Origin of the sequence: Pseudomonas sp. QTF5 (genome assembly GCF_000512695.2) — a bacterium.
Classification (GTDB): Bacteria; Pseudomonadota; Gammaproteobacteria; order Pseudomonadales; family Pseudomonadaceae; genus Aquipseudomonas.
Genome location: NZ_AZRW02000003.1, coordinates 153,412 through 168,842, shown reverse-complemented (window position 1 = coordinate 168,842; position 15,431 = coordinate 153,412). Strand labels below are relative to the sequence as shown.

General features: G+C 60.4%; 12 protein-coding genes and 1 pseudogene. 12 read left to right on the top strand and 1 reads right to left on the bottom strand.

The features are described from left to right. Positions 1-12: 12 nt before the first annotated feature. Positions 13-1,497 carry an aldehyde dehydrogenase family protein gene (locus IC37_RS03715; protein WP_030128896.1) on the bottom strand — a complete coding sequence of 495 codons (1,485 nt, stop codon included), beginning with the start codon at positions 1,495-1,497 and terminating at the stop codon, positions 13-15. A 173-nt stretch (positions 1,498-1,670) separates the two neighbouring features. Between IC37_RS03715 and IC37_RS30330 the strand changes: the two are divergent. The 12 genes and pseudogenes from IC37_RS30330 to IC37_RS03655 form a co-directional block, all read left to right on the top strand. Further along, positions 1,671-1,814, top strand: a pseudogene (locus IC37_RS30330) (D-amino-acid oxidase); the annotation flags it as partial. A 364-nt stretch (positions 1,815-2,178) separates the two neighbouring features. After that, entirely contained in the window at positions 2,179-2,847 is a 669-nt protein-coding gene (locus IC37_RS03705) for a haloacid dehalogenase type II (protein WP_030128895.1), read from the top strand. A 36-nt stretch (positions 2,848-2,883) separates the two neighbouring features. After that, positions 2,884-4,158 (top strand): FAD-binding oxidoreductase, encoded by a 1,275-nt coding sequence (locus tag IC37_RS03700; protein ID WP_030128894.1) that lies wholly within the window; start codon positions 2,884-2,886, stop codon positions 4,156-4,158. A gap of 92 nt (positions 4,159-4,250) precedes the next feature. Beyond that, on the top strand, positions 4,251-5,897 hold the full coding sequence (locus tag IC37_RS03695; protein WP_030128893.1) for an ABC transporter substrate-binding protein: 1,647 nt from the start codon (positions 4,251-4,253) through the stop codon (positions 5,895-5,897). Positions 5,898-5,943: 46 nt separating this feature from the next. After that, positions 5,944-6,900 carry an ABC transporter permease gene (locus IC37_RS03690; RefSeq protein WP_030128892.1) on the top strand — a complete coding sequence of 319 codons (957 nt, stop codon included), beginning with the start codon at positions 5,944-5,946 and terminating at the stop codon, positions 6,898-6,900. Further along, entirely contained in the window at positions 6,897-7,769 is an 873-nt protein-coding gene (locus tag IC37_RS03685) for an ABC transporter permease (protein ID WP_030128891.1), read from the top strand. Before IC37_RS03690 ends, IC37_RS03685 begins: the two co-directional genes overlap by 4 nt. 1 nt (position 7,770) lies before the next feature. Then, a complete protein-coding gene (locus IC37_RS03680; protein WP_030128890.1) occupies positions 7,771-9,615 on the top strand; it encodes an ABC transporter ATP-binding protein in 1,845 nt (614 codons plus the stop codon). Then, complete coding sequence (locus IC37_RS03675) at positions 9,612-9,920, top strand: (2Fe-2S)-binding protein (protein ID WP_030128889.1); 309 nt, start codon at positions 9,612-9,614, stop codon at positions 9,918-9,920. Before IC37_RS03680 ends, IC37_RS03675 begins: the two co-directional genes overlap by 4 nt. Next, the gene (locus tag IC37_RS03670) at positions 9,902-11,293 is read left to right on the top strand and encodes an NAD(P)/FAD-dependent oxidoreductase (protein ID WP_030128888.1); all 1,392 of its coding nucleotides are present in this window, start codon (positions 9,902-9,904) and stop codon (positions 11,291-11,293) included. Before IC37_RS03675 ends, IC37_RS03670 begins: the two co-directional genes overlap by 19 nt. After that, a complete protein-coding gene (locus tag IC37_RS03665) occupies positions 11,290-12,444 on the top strand; it encodes an FAD-binding oxidoreductase (RefSeq protein WP_030128887.1) in 1,155 nt (384 codons plus the stop codon). Before IC37_RS03670 ends, IC37_RS03665 begins: the two co-directional genes overlap by 4 nt. Continuing rightward, entirely contained in the window at positions 12,441-13,598 is a 1,158-nt protein-coding gene (gene argE, locus IC37_RS03660; protein ID WP_030128886.1) for an acetylornithine deacetylase, read from the top strand. The genes IC37_RS03665 and argE overlap by 4 nt, the downstream gene beginning before the upstream one ends. Positions 13,599-13,945: 347 nt before the next feature. Next, on the top strand, positions 13,946-15,403 hold the full coding sequence (locus IC37_RS03655; RefSeq protein ID WP_030128885.1) for an NAD-dependent succinate-semialdehyde dehydrogenase: 1,458 nt from the start codon (positions 13,946-13,948) through the stop codon (positions 15,401-15,403). The last annotated feature ends 28 nt before the right edge of the window (positions 15,404-15,431 follow it).

Below are 15,431 nucleotides of genomic sequence, written 5' to 3'. Positions count from 1 at the left end.
GCTAGACGGGTTCTACGTGCGTGAAGGACTATCAGGCCCGCCAAATCCCATGATTGCTTTGGTTTCCAAGTACTCTTCAAAGCCGTAGACACCGTACTCACGACCATTACCAGAGCGCTTGTAGCCACCGAACGGAGCCATTGGATTCCAGGCGGGGTAATTCAGATGCACTTGTCCCGCGCGGATACGAGAGGCAACTGCACGTGCAAGATCAAGGTTCTGAGCCTGAACATGGGCGCCCAGCCCGTAGACCGTATCATTGGCGATAGCAACCGCCTCATCGATCGTTTCATACGGGATGATGCACAGCACCGGACCAAAAATTTCTTCTTGAGCGATGCGCATGGCCGAATCCACCTCCGAAAAAATAGTCGGTCGGGTGTAGAAGCCTATTTCATAACCCGCTACACGTCCTGGTCCGCCACATACGAGTTTTGCGCCTTCACTCAGGCCGGCTTCGATCATTGCTTGCACGCGATTGAACTGGGCCTCGTTGGCAATGGGGCCGAGTACCGTATCCTCCGATTGCGGATCACCCACGATGATCGCATTGGCGGTTGCGGCCGCCAGCGATTCGACCTCCGCCAGCCGATCTTTTGGAACGATCATTCTTGTCGGGGCGCTGCACGATTGACCGACGTTGCGAAACGCAGACATCACGCCCAGCGGGACGGCTTTGGCGAAATCGGCGTCGGGAAGCATTAGATTCGGCGACTTGCCTCCGAGCTCTTGCGTGACGCGCTTCACTGTATGGGCGGCCGCCTGTGCGACCAGCGCGCCCGCGCGGTTTGAGCCGGTAATCGAAATCATATCGATATCAGGGTGCGCCGCCATGGCTGCGCCGACCTCGGAACCACTTCCATTCACAAGGTTGAACACGCCCGGTGGAACGCCTGCGTCATGCACCAGTTGGGCAAAAAGAAGGGCGCTCATAGGCGACAGTTCGCTGGGTTTCAGGACCACTGTGCATCCGGCCGCAATAGCCGGGGCGACTTTCGCAGTGATTTGATAAAGCGGCCAGTTCCACGGAGTGATGAGGCCGCAGACGCCTATTGGTTCGCGTTCAATCGCCGTGTCGCCTTCAACCGTTTGGAAACGATAGGTGGACAGAAGATCACGTGCGACCCGAACGTGTTCGGCCGCCAGAGGCACTTGCATTGCCCGTGCGGAACCGATGGCTGCGCCCATTTCGAAAGAGATCGCCTGCGCGAGCACTTCTTTTCGTTCAAGGATGAGGTCATAGATCTTTCCAAGGAAAAGCGCGCGCGATGCTGCCGAGGTGGCAGACCAACCAGCAAATGCTGCACGAGCTGCAGCGACTGCCCGATCAACATCCTCGGCGGACCCTTGTGCGACGTGCGCAACAACCTCTTCAGTTGCCGGATTGACCACCGGCAAACTGGCCGGGACTGCCGGGGAAGACCAACAGCCATTGATATAAAACGTGTGAGACGTTTGCGGATCAACGCTGTAGCTATTCGAAGATTGTGTTGTCATCCAACTAGCTCCTTAGAGCGGTAATAGGCACTGCGAGCAGCAGAGGGTGGTCATCAATAAGCTAACAAAGCGGCCCAGACAAAATGTGCCGTTCTTTAAGTTTGCAAGGGATAATCTGCTGTATCTGCCAGGCTAACTTTGCATCAACGTAACTTCACCCTTGCGGCCGGGTCAGTGCCCATGGCTTCGGCATCGGCCCTGGTGCTGGCCACTTAATCGCCGACATTGTCAGCGACAGCGATCCCTTGGTTGATCCTCGTCTCTATCACCCGGACCGATTCCAGTCTTCGGCGTGGGGCAAGGTCGCGGAATTCTGAGGAAAGGCCGCGTCACTCCCTCGTAAAAACAATAAACGGGCGCGTTCCTCAGGGGGATGCGCCCGTTCTCGTTGCGCAGGTAGATTCTGCCGCATGTTGGGTTCCGGGAGTTCGCCGGCGCGCTATAACGGCCCACAAAGCTCAGAAAAAGGAGGGCAGCGCCCGAGTCTGGAGCATCCCGCACAGTCTGCTGAGCAAGCCCTGCAAAACGGTGGTTTGTGCCACGCAACCTATACTTTTAACGATTTATGCAGGGTCTCTTGGTGTTGTAATAATTTCGTGATGCAGCGTTACCCCCGATGCTTCTCGAACGGAGTAACTGCTTGCCCCGTCATGACCTCAACCATCATTCAGGACTGCACTCATGAGCTTTCTTCGACCCAAGTTTATTACCTTTGACTGCTACGGCACGTTGACCAACTTCCAAATGGGAAACATGACGCGCGAGCTGTTCGCCGATCGTGTCCCTGCCGGGCAAATGGATCAGTTCGTCAAGGACTTCTCCGCCTATCGTCTGGATCAGGTGATGGGTGACTGGCGGCCGTATGATGAGATTATCAAGACCTCTCTGGCGCGGGTCTGCAAACGTTGGGGCATCGAGTACAAAGGCGAAGGCCAACTCTATTACGACGCCGTACCGACGTGGGGCCCACATGCCGACGTACCGGCCGGCCTGGCGAAAATCGCCGACAAGATTCCGCTGGTAATTTTCTCCAACGCGATGGACGAGCAGATCATGTCCAACGTCGACAAGCTCGGCGCGCCTTTCCATAAAGTCTTCACCGCTCAGCAAGCTCAGGCCTACAAGCCACGCCTTGCCGCCTTCGAGTTCATGCTCGACAACCTCGGCTGCGGGCCGGAGGACGTTCTGCATGTGTCCTCGAGCTTCCGTTATGACCTGATGTCGGCCCACGACATGAAGATCAAGCACAAAGCCTTCGTTGCCCGTGGTCATGAACAACCGGCGAATGCGGTCTATGGCTACCACCAGATCCCGGATATCGGCGGGTTGGCCGGGTTGGTCGGTCTCTGAGTCTCACGGCACTCTTCAAGGCAAAAGGGGTTAGACATGGGCAGTGAGTCCTATTGGCTCGATACCGCACCGGTATTCACCGGTGCCCAGCTCGGCGGGTTGCCCGGGCAGGTCGATGTGGCCATCGTCGGTGGTGGTCTCACCGGCCTGGCGGCGGCCCGGGCCCTGGCCTTGAAGGGGGCCAGTGTGGTGGTGCTGGAAGCGGGGCGGGTGATTGGCGAGGCTTCGGGGCGCAATGGCGGTCAGTGCAACACCGGCGTTGCCCAGGATTACGCGGCGCTCAGCGCCAGCCTCGGCGCTGATAAAGCGCGAGCCTATTACCTGGCCTATGAAAGCGCCGTGCAGAGCGTCGTCTCGCTGGTGGAGCAGGAGCAGATTGCCTGCGACCTCAAGCGCGATGGCAAACTCAAGCTGGCCGCCAAACCGATGCATTACGAAGGCCTGGCGCGCACCTGCGAATTGATTCGGCGTGAGGTCGATGCCGAAGTCGAATTGCTGTCTGCGCAAGAGACCCGTGCTGAAGTCAACTCGGCCGAATTCCATGGAGGCTTGCTGCAGCGCAACGGCGTGCAGATGCACGTCGGGCGCTTCGGTGTCGGTCTGGCCGAAGCGGCAGCACGTCACGGCGCGTTGATCTTTCAAGGCGTGTCGGTGACGGACTGGAAAGCCCGTGCCGGCGGCTATCAGGTCAACACCACCAAGGGCTCGCTGCATGCCAAACAGGTTCTGCTGGCCACCGGCACATGTCAGCAGGGCGGATTGGGCTGGTATCGGCGGCGGATCGTGCCGGTGGGCAGTTTCGTGATCGCCACCGAGGTGCTACCGCAGGCCCTGATCGACAGCTTGCTACCGGCACGGCGTTCCTATGTCACCAGCCGCATGATTGGTAACTACTTCCGCCTGACGCCGGACAACCGCTTGCTGTTTGGCGGTCGTGCGCGGTTTGCCATGTCTGACAGCGTTTCCGACGCCAAGAGCGGCAAAGTGTTGCAAGCGGCAATGGTGCAGATGTTTCCGCAACTGGCTAGCGTGAAGATCGACTATTGCTGGGGTGGATTGGTGGACATGACCTCTGATCGGTTGCCCCGGGCCGGCCAGCATGGAGGCGTTTATTACTCCATGGGTTACAGCGGTCATGGGGTACAGATGTCGGTGCACATGGGGCAGGTCATGGCCGAGGTCATGGCCGGCAAGGTCGAGGCCAACCCCTGGCGTGAACTCGACTGGCCGGCGATTCCCGGACATTTCGGCAAGCCCTGGTTCCTGCCCTTGGTCGGTGCGTATTACCGCCTGCAGGACTACCTACACTGAGTTCATGTGGTTGCTTCTCATTTTTACGTTTCATCACGCTGCGCTTAATCGCCAGCACTTGAGCCTTATCATTTGCGAAAGGTAGGACTGACATGACTGACGATAAAAAGAATATCGACTCCCGGTTGATCACAGGTGAAGAAAGTCTGCGTGTTTTTGAAGGGCTCAATCGCGGCATGTCACGCCGCAATGCATTGCAAATGTTGGGGTTGGCAGGGGTGGCCGTCGCGGGCGCCGGCAGCCTGTTCGGCGCCGCCGGCAAGCTGTTTGCCGATGATGAAACGGCAAGCCCTGGAAAAGGCAAACCCGGCGGTCGTATCCGTGTCGCAGGCTCGTCCAGTTCCACCGCCGACACCCTGGACCCGGCCAAAGGTTCATCGTCCACCGACTACGTGCGCCATTACATGTTCTACAACGGCCTGACGCGTTTCGACAGCCATATGGTGCCGCAACTGGAGTTGGCCGAGCGTATCGACACCACTGACGCCACGCTCTGGGTAATCACCCTGCGCAAGGAAGTGGTCTTCCACAACGGCAAGCCTCTGACCGCCGCCGACGTGGTGTTTTCCCTGTTGCGGCACAAGGATCCAATCACCGGTTCCAAGGTCCTGCCGCTGGCGTCGCAGTTCGCCGAAGTCAAGGCCAACGGCACCCATGAAGTGCAGATACAGTTGAGCGGCCCCAATGCTGAACTGCCATCGGTTCTTGCCATCTCTCACATGTTGATCGTTCCCGAGGGGACGAGCGATTTCAGCCAGGGCATCGGAACCGGCCCGTTCAAGGCCAAGGAGTTCAAGCCCGGGGTGCGTTCGATTGGTGTGCGCAATACCAATTACTGGAAACCCGGCTTGCCGTATCTGGATGAGATCGAATTTATCGCCATTGCCGATGAGCCATCACGGATCAACGCCCTGTTGTCGGGCGACGTACACATCGTCAACGAGGTAAACCCGCGCTCAACGATTCGTATCAAGGCCAGCACCAAGCATCGGGTCGTGGACTCGCCGTCGGGTAACTACACCGACCTGATCATCCGTCAGGACCAACTGCCGGGCAAAAGCCCGGAATTCACCGAGGCCATGAAATTGCTGCTGGATCGGGAACAGATCAAGTCGGCGATATTCCGGGGCTACGCCAGGGTCGGCAACGACCACCCGATCGCACCCGGTGCACGCTTCTTCAACGCCGATTTGCCACAACGTGCCTACGACCCGGAAAAAGCCAAGTTCCTGCTCAAAAAGGCCGGGATGGAAAGCATCACCATGCCGCTGATGTGCTCGCCGGCCGCGACCGGTTCGGTGGACATCGCTGTGCTGCTGCAGCAGTCAGCCAAACAGGCCGGGCTGAAGCTCGACGTCAACCGCCTGCCGAGCGATGGCTACTGGTCCAACCATTGGGCGAAGCACCCGCTGAGTTTCGGCAACATCAACCCGCGGCCGAATGCCGACATGCTTTTCTCGCAGTTCTTCCAGTCGACAGCACCCTGGAACGAGTCCGGCTGGAAAAACGATCAGTTCGACCAGCTGCTGGTACAAGCCCGAGGCGAAACCGACGAGGCCAAGCGCGGCAAGATGTACGCCGACATGCAAGCCCTGGTGCATGAGCACAGCGGTATCGGTGTGCCGGTGTTCATCAGCAACATCGATGGCTCCGATCAGCGAGTCAAAGGCTACGGCACCAACCCTCTGGGCGGTTTCATGGGTTACATGTTTGCCGAGCAGATCTGGCTGGACGCTTGATGAAAGTCGGGTTTTTGCTGCAGCTACATTGCATGAGGATTGGGTGATGAATAGCAACACACTGTGGTTGATCGGCCGGCGCGTGGGCGCGGCGATCGTGACCTTGTTGATTGTGTCTATGGTGGTTTTCGCCATCACGGCGGTGCTGCCGGGGGACGCGGCGCAACAGTCTCTGGGGCAGTTCGCCACGCCGGAACAAGTGGCAGCCTTGCGCCTGAAAATGGGGCTGGATCAGCCCGGTGTGTTGCGTTACCTGCACTGGTTGATGAGCCTGCTTAGCGGTGACATGGGGTTGTCAGTGTCCAACGCCATGCCGGTCAGTGACTTGATGGCCGGGCGTTTGCCCAACACCCTGATGCTGGCGGCCGCCACGGCGTTGGTGTCAGTGCCGGTGGCGTTGATTCTGGGCATTGGTTCGGCCATGGGCCGGGGCGGGCGCATCGACAGCTTCCTCAGCTTTTTCACCTTGACCATGGTGGCGGTACCGGAGTTTCTGGTCGCGACCCTGGCGGTACTGATTTTCGCGGTGAACCTGGGCTGGTTGTCGGCGCTGTCCTACGCCAGTGACATCACTTCACCCTGGCAATTCATGCGTACTTACGCGTTGCCGGTGATGACGTTGTGCTGCGTGATTGTCGCGCAAATGGCGCGCATGACCCGGGCAGCGGTGATCGATCAGCTCGACAGCCCTTACGTGGAAATGGCCCGGCTCAAAGGTGTCAGCAAGATTCGGATCGTCCTGCGCCATGCCTTGCCCAATGCCATCGGCCCGATCGCCAATGCCATCGCCCTGAGCCTGTCCTACCTGTTGGGCGGCGTGGTGATCGTTGAAACGATCTTCAACTATCCCGGCATCGCCAGCCTGATGGTCGATGCCGTGACCAATCGCGACATGGCCTTGGTTCAAGCCTGCACCATGTTGTTTTGTACGGCGTATTTGACGTTGGTGCTGATTGCCGACCTGTGCGCGATTCTTTCCAATCCGAGGCTGAGAAACCAATGAACAATCTCATTGTGAAATCGCCGGCTACTACCAAATTGGCGCTGGGCAAGGTTTCCCACGGATCGTCCTGGCTCGGCCTGATCGGCGCTGCGATGTGTGTGATCTGGGTGCTGGTGGCCATCTTCGGCCCATGGCTGGCACCGCATCCGGTGGGGCAAGTGGTCTCTGATAATGTCTTCGACAACCTGAGCGCTGCTTACCCGTTCGGCACCGATTACCTGGGCCGCGACATGCTCAGCCGGATCCTCGTCGGCGCACGCTTCACCGTCGGCCTGGCGTTGATTGCCGCTGTGTTGGCCAGCAGTCTGGGGACCAGTTGTGCATTGTTGTCGGTGGTGTCACCGAAGTGGCTGGATGAACTGATCAGTCGACTGATGGACGCTTTCATTTCGATCCCCAGCAAGATGCTGGCGCTGATCATGGTCTCGGCCTTCGGCTCCTCGGTCACCTTGCTGATCTGCACGGCGGTATTGAGCTTCACCCCGGGCGCGTTCCGTATCGCCCGCAGCATGGCGGTGAATATCGAAGCCCTGGAATACGTGCAAGTGGCCCGTACTCGCGGCGAGCGTCGGCTGTACATCGCCTGCGTGGAAATCCTGCCGAACATGCTCAACCCGGTGCTGACGGACCTGGGCTTGCGCTTCGGTTTCATCGTGCTCCTGCTCAGCGGCATGAGCTTTCTGGGCCTGGGTGTGCAGCCGCCGGATGCCGACCTCGGCTCGCTGGTGCGCGAGAACATCGGCGGCCTTAATCAGGGCGCGCCAGCCATCGTGATTCCGGCCCTGGCCATTGGCACCCTGACCATCGGTGTGAATCTGTTTATCGACCGGCTGTCGTCGCGACGTAGTCGACGTTCGGGAGGCCATTGAAATGAGCGAATTAATTCGAGTTCAGGACCTGCGAGTGGTCGCCTGTGGCGAGCTCGGTGAGGTGGAAATCGTCAAGGGCGTGAGCTTCTCCCTGGAAAAAGGTGAGGTATTGGCGTTGATCGGTGAGTCTGGCTCCGGCAAGACCACCATCGCCCTGGCGTTGCTCGGTTATGCCCGCCGTGGGTGTCGGCTGGCGGGCGGCGTGGTGCAAATCGGCGAACACGATATGCTGGCGTTGAGCGAAAGCGAGCTGCAAGGCTTGCGCGGCAACCGTGTGTCGTACATCGCTCAGAGCGCCGCAGCGGCGTTCAACCCGGCGAAAAAGCTTATCGACCAAGTGGTGGAGGGCGCATTGATTCATGGTCTGGGCAGCCGGGCTGTGCTTGAGGCCAAAGCCATCGAGTTGTTCCGCGATCTGGCTCTGCCTGATCCCGATCACATTGGTCAGCGCTACCCCCATCAAGTCTCCGGCGGACAACTGCAACGGGTGATGGCGGCCATGGCGCTGATCAGCGATCCGCTGCTGGTGGTGCTCGACGAACCGACGACGGCACTTGATGTGACGACCCAGATCGATGTGCTGCGCGCCTTCAAACGGGTGGTGCGCGAACGCGGCGCGACGGCGGTCTACGTTTCCCATGACCTGGCCGTGGTCGCGCAAATGGCTGACCAGATCGTGGTGCTCAATGGCGGCGAGATCTTCGAACAGAGCGCCACGGCGCCCTTGCTCCAAGGTCCGGCCCACGAATACACCCGCAGTTTGTTGGCAGCGGCGCGGCCGGACACGACGATTCGTCCGCCTTGCGGCATCGCCGAAGAGACGCCATTGCTGACCATTCAGGGCCTGACCGCCGGTTACGGCAACAAGAACGCGCAAGGCATGCCGGCCATTCGCGTGCTGGAAGAGATCGACCTGACGGTTCGCAGAGGCCAGGCCATCGGGGTGATCGGTGAGTCGGGCTCTGGCAAGTCGACACTGGCGCGGGTCGTGGCCGGATTATTGGAGCCGGCCCTTGGCGGACTGACCTTCGATGGCCAGCCCTTGGGGGGCAGCCTGTCGTCGCGCACCGACGAGCAGTTCCGACGCATTCAAATGGTCTTCCAGAACGCCGACACCGCACTCAATCCGATGCACAGCGTCAGCACGATTCTGAGTCGTCCGCTGAAGATGTATTTCGGTCTCAAGGGCGCCGCACTGCGTCAGCGTATCGACGAGTTGCTGGATCTCGTTCGTTTGCCGCGCGCGATGGCTGAGCGTCGTCCGAACGAACTGTCCGGCGGGCAAAAACAACGGGTCAATCTGGCCCGGGCCCTGGCCGCCAAGCCGGATCTGATTCTGTGCGACGAGGTAACGTCGGCACTGGATACCGTGGTGGGCGCGGCGATTCTCGAACTGCTACGCGATCTGCGTCAGGAGCTGGGCGTTTCCTATCTGTTCATCAGCCATGACATCTCCACCGTGCGAGCGCTATGCGACGACATTGTGGTGATGTACAGCGGCCACAAGATTCAGTCCGGCACTCGCCAGTCGTATGCTGAGGCGCCGTTCCATCCTTATACCGACCTGTTGATCCATTCGGTGCCGGAGTTGCGCCAGGGCTGGTTGGAAGGCTGCGGAACAACGACCTGCGGCACGCTGCCGCCCATTGGTGCAAAAGCCAATGCGCCTGGGCTGTGCACGTTCCTCAATCGTTGCCCGGTGAGGGTTGATGGCCTGTGCAATTGCGTCCCGCCGGACCGTCACTTGATTGTTGGCGGCAGTGAAGTCCTTTGTCATCACGACAGTGCCGAGTTGCTGAAAACCCAGAAGGATTCCAACAGCATGACCGTGGGAGCTTATGCATGAACGGGCGTTTCGTCAGACTGGCCGAACAGGGCCGGTCCATCGTCAAACTGAAGGTAGACGGCATGCCCATCGAGGCGTTGCAGGGCGATACGCTGATGGTCGCCTTGCTGACTCAGGGCTCAGCGTTGCGCCAATCGGAGTTCGATTCTGGCCGCCGCGCCGGTTTCTGCCTGATGGGCGCTTGCCAGGACTGTTGGGTCTGGGCCCGCAGCGGCGAGCGTCTACGCGCCTGTTCCGTTGAGGTCCGTGAAGGACTGGATATTGTCACCACACAACCGGAGGCGATATGGCCACTGCGCGGCTGAGCACTCACCGAGTCGTTATCGTCGGCGCCGGGCCGGCCGGCATACGTTGTGCCGAAACCCTGGTCGCCGCTGGATTCAAGCCCATCCTGATCGACGAGAATCGCCGGGATGGCGGGCAGATCTACCGTCGCCAACCCGAAGGCTTTACCCGCGATTACGCCATGCTGTATGGCACCGAAGCCGCCAAGGCCAACGACCTGCACCAGAGCTTCGACCGCTTGCGCGGGCAGATCGATTATCGTCCGGACACACTGGTGTGGAACCTGACGCCGGGGCAACTGTGCTGCGTCAGCCAGGGCAAGCACTCGACGGTGGATTACGACGCCCTGATCCTGTGCACCGGCGCCACTGACCGCTTGATGCCAATCGAAGGCTGGCAATTGGCGGGCACTTACAGCCTCGGCGGGGCGCAGATAGCGCTCAAGTCCCAAGCGGTGTCGATCGGCCACCGCGTGGTGTTCATGGGCAGCGGGCCGTTGCTGTATCTGGTCGCCAGTCAGTATGTGAAAGCCGGGGCCAAGGTCGCGGCGGTGCTCGACACTTCGCCGTTGAGCAAGCGAATTGGCGCGTTGCCGAAACTGCTGGCGCGCCCCGGATTGCTGTTCACCGGGATGAAACTGCTGGCGCAGCTCTATCGAGCGAAGATCCCGGTGCATCTGGGCATTTCTCCGCTTCAAGTGCTGGGCGATGCGGCTAATGGTGTCAGTGGCGTACGCGTGCACACGGCGCGCGGTGAGACCTTGACGGTGGATTGTGATGCCGTTGCGCTGGGTTATCACCTGCGTCCGGAAACCCAATTGGCCGACCTGGCCGGTTGCCGTATGCGCTTCGATGACGCGTCGAGCCAATGGTGGCTGGCCACGGATGAAGACGGCCGGACCTCGGTCAGCAGTGTCTATGCCGCCGGCGACGGTTCGAAAATTCGCGGTGCCGATGCCGCCGAGCACGCCGGGAGACTGGTGGCCATGGCGCTGCTGGAGGATCTGCAGCAACCGGTGAACATCGGGTTGCGCGACGAACAACGGCACGCGTTGGCGGTAATGGATCAGTTTCGTCTCGGCCTGGCCCAGGCGTTTCCGTGGCCTTCTGCCCAGGCCAAAGCGCTGCCGGACGAAGCGATCGTCTGCCGTTGCGAAATGATCACGGCCGGCGAGTTGCGCCGTACTGTCAGTGAGAAGGGTGCCTGTGAAGTTAACCGGGCCAAGGCTTTCAGCCGGGTTGGCATGGGCCGCTGTCAGGGGCGTTATTGCTCCCAGGCCGGGGCTGAGGTGATTGCTGCCGCCGCGGACGTCAGCGTGCAACAGGTCGGTCGGCAGCGCGGACAGGCGCCGGTCAAACCCCTTTCGATGCTCACCGAGGAGGTGTCGCCATGACAGTACAAAAAGCTGATGTCGTGATTGTCGGCGGCGGCCTGATGGGCTCGGCGGCGGCGTTCTTCCTGCGTCAGCGCGGGCAGTCGGTGATTCTGCTGGAACGCGATCAGATCGGTCAGTACGCCAGCGGCGTGAACTTCGGCAATGTTCGTCGTCAGGGGCGTTATCTCGGGCAGCTTGAGTTGGCCAATCGCTCGTATGGGTTATGGAAACGTTTGCCGGAGCTGATCGACGATGACCTCGAATTCATCGCCAGCGGGCATATGCGGGTGTGTTACCGCGAAGACGAGATCGCCGAGCTGCAAGCCTACGCAGATGCCCCTGAGGCGGAGCAGCTGGACTTGAAGATCTTTCGTGGCGACGAGTTGCACAAGCGTTTTGCGTTTCTCGGCCCGGACGTGAAGGGCGGCTCCTACGCTCCCCACGATGGTCACGCCAACCCGCGTCTGGCGGCCCCGGCGTTTGCCCGGGCGGCACGACGCCTCGGCGCGCGGATCGAAGAGCGCACTGAAGTGGCCGAGGTGCAGAAGGTCGGCGGCGAGTTCAGCATCAGCACCACCGACGGCCGCCAGTTCAGTGCCGAACGCCTGCTGATTACGGCCGGCGCCTGGGGCCAGAAGCTATCGGCGCAGTTCGGCGAGCCGGTGCCGCTGGACACCCACGGCCCGCAAATGGCCGTGACCGAACCAGTGCCTTACGCCTTGCCGACGGTGATCGGCGTTTACACCAAAATTCCCGAGGAAGTGATCTATTTCCGCCAGATCCCCCGCGGCAACATCATCATTGGCGGCGGCTATCGCAGTGAACCAGACATGCTCAACCGCCGGGCCTATGTCGAGCCGCGCAGCATTCTCAATCAGATGGATCAGATGCGTCGCCTGCTGCCGGGTGTCGGCAACCTGAACATCATTCGGGTATGGAGTGGCATCGAAGGTTACCTGCCTGATTCTTTGCCGATCATGGGGCCGAGCGGCACCGTTGATGGTTTGTTCTATGCGTTCGGTTTCAGCGGTCATGGCTTCCAGCTTGGGCCGGGGGTGGGCGATGTGATGGCGGAACTGATCAGCACCGGCAGCACCAGCACTTCGATTTCGCCGTTCTCCATCAACCGGTTCGCTTCTTCAGTCGAGCAACGGAGCAAGGTCTCATGAAACCCCGCGTACTGGACATTCTCAAACGGTTGATGGCTTTCGACACCGTCTCTTCGGAGTCGAATGTGGCCTTGAACGAGTACGTGCGCGATCTGCTGCTGACCAAGCGCATCGAGTCCTTGATCGTCAAGGATGAAAGCGGAAAAAAAGCCAACCTGTTCGCCAGTACCGGTCCACGGGAAGTGCCGGGGATTTTGCTGTCCGGGCACACCGATGTGGTACCGGCAGCGGGGCAGGCCTGGACCTTTCCGGCGTTTCAGGCGACGGTGCAGGACGGGCGGATTTACGGGCGTGGCAGTTGCGATATGAAGGGCTTTATCGCGCTGGCCATCGACGCCATGCTCGATGCCGCTGACCATTCCTTGAACCGGCCATTGCAACTGGCGCTGTCCCATGATGAAGAGATCGGCTGCGTTGGCGTGCGGCGTTTGCTCGACGTGCTGCACCTGGCGCCGGTGCGGCCGTTTTTGTGCGTGATCGGTGAGCCGACCAATATGCAGTTCGTGCTCGGGCACAAGGGCAAGGGTTCTTACCGCACTTACTGTCGCGGCCTGGAAGCGCATTCCTCGCTGGCGCCGCGTTCGGTCAACGCGATTCACGTGGCCTGCGATTTCATCGCGGCACTGCGTCAGAGCCAGCAGCAACTGCAAGAGCAGGGCGCTCAGGATACCGATTACGACGTGCCTTACAGCACCGTGCATGTCGGGCAGATTGTCGGCGGCAAGGCGCTGAACATAGTGCCGAATCTGTGCACTCTGGATTTCGAAGTGCGTAACTTGCCGGCGGACGATCTGGATCAGTTTCTGGGGCAGATGCGCGAACGGGCCGAAGTGATCGTGCGTGAAGCGAAAAAGCTGTCCAGCGTGGCGGATATCGAAATTGAAACCCTGAACGTCTATCCCGGCCTCGATACCCACCCGAGTGTTGAAGCGGTGCGCTTTCTGAAAAACTTCGCAGCGCCGGATACCGGCACCGCCAAGGTCTCCTTCGGCACCGAGGGCGGGTTGTTCAAACAGCGCCTGGATGTGCCGGTGGTGGTCTGCGGCCCGGGCTCGATAGAGCAGGCGCACAAGCCTGACGAGTTCATTGAGATCAGCCAGATGGAAGCCGGCGAGCACTTCCTGCAAGGGTTGTTGGGCTCGATGCGGCTTTAGAGTTCTGTTTGCTTCCCGATTTTGATCGGTGTACATATCCGTTTCTGTGGTCACGGCGGCGATTGGTTCCGCCAGCGGCCGTTACCGCAGAAATGGATATGTACTCCAAAAACACCAGACCCCCGACAGTGAATCGACCGAGTGCCGCCGAGCCTTGGCCCCTGCGAACTGAATGGCATCGTCAAGCACTGCATCGACTGACGACAATATCCATCACCCACCAACAGTAGAGCCTGCCGTTGAATACCGATTTTCAGCATTCGAAGGCTGCTGGGGCGGCGCTTTCAGCATCCTCGTCCGGGACGACCCAATAGACTGAAGGCTGTCTCGGAACAGGACTCGACACCATGCTCAAGAATCGCCTGAAAGACCCCAGCCTGCTGGTAGAACTCGCTTACATCGACGGTCAGTGGATCAGCGCCGACAACGCCGACACCCTGGACGTCATCGACCCGGCCAGCTGCCAGTCGCTCGCCCGCGTACCCGCAATGCAAGGCAGCGAAACCCGACGCGCCATCGAATCCGCCGACCGCGCCTGGCCGGCATGGCGCGCACGCCCGGCGGCAGAACGGGCGGCGCTGCTGGAGCGCTGGTATCAGGCCATGATCGACAACCTCGACGACCTGGCGCTGATCATGACCTGCGAACAGGGCAAACCGCTGAATGAAGCCAAGGGCGAAATTCGCTACGGTGCCGGCTTCGTCAAATGGTTCGCCGAAGAAGCCCGACGGGTCTACGGCGAAACCATCCCGGCCCCCGGCGGCGACCGTCGCTTGCTCACGCTCAAACAGCCGGTCGGGGTCTGCGCCGCGATCACCCCGTGGAACTTCCCCAATGCGATGATCACCCGCAAGTGCGCGCCGGCCCTGGCTGCCGGCTGTACGATCATTGTCAAACCCTCGGACCTGACCCCGCTGTCGGCCCTGGCTCTGGCCGTACTCGCCGAGCGGGTCGGCATTCCGGCAGGGGTGTTCAACGTCGTCACCGGCATGCCCGCCGGCATCGGCGAAGAGCTGACCGGCAACCCGACGGTGCGCAAAATCTCCTTCACCGGTTCCACCGCTGTCGGTCGCCTGCTGATGCGCCAGAGTGCTGAACACATCAAGCGCTTGAGCCTGGAACTGGGCGGTAACGCGCCGTTCATTGTGTTCGACGACGCTGATCTGGAACAGGCAGTGGCTGGCATCATGCTCAGCAAGTTTCGCAACGCCGGACAAACATGCGTTTGCGCCAACCGGATTCTGGTGCAGGACGGGATTTACGAGCGCTTCGCCCAGCGCCTGGTGGAGGAGGTGGGCAAGCTCAAGGTCGGCAACGGCCTGGACGCCGACGTCAGCATCGGCCCGCTGATCAATGCGGCGGCGGTGAGCAAGGTCGCCCGGCACATCGACGATGCCCTGAGTCAGGGAGCCCGTCTGCTCTGTGGCGGAATCCCTGAGGGCGACAGCCAGTTCGTCCAGCCAACGGTGCTCGGTGAGGCTCATGCCGGGATGTTGCTGGCTAACGAAGAAACCTTCGGTCCGGTCGCACCGCTGATGCGTTTTACCACTGAGGAAGAGGCGCTGGCCCTGGCCAATGCCACGCCTTATGGCTTGGGTGCCTATTTCTTCACCCAGGACTTGCGCCGTTCATGGCGGTTCGGCGAGGCGCTGGAGTTCGGCATGATCGGCCTCAACACCGGGCTCATTTCCATGGAAGTCGCCCCGTTCGGTGGTATCAAGCAATCGGGTCTGGGCCGTGAAGGCAGCAAATATGGCCTGGATGAATACCTTGAAGTCAAAGCCTTCCACATCGGCGGGCTGTGATCCGGTCATCGTTTGAACAGACATTGAG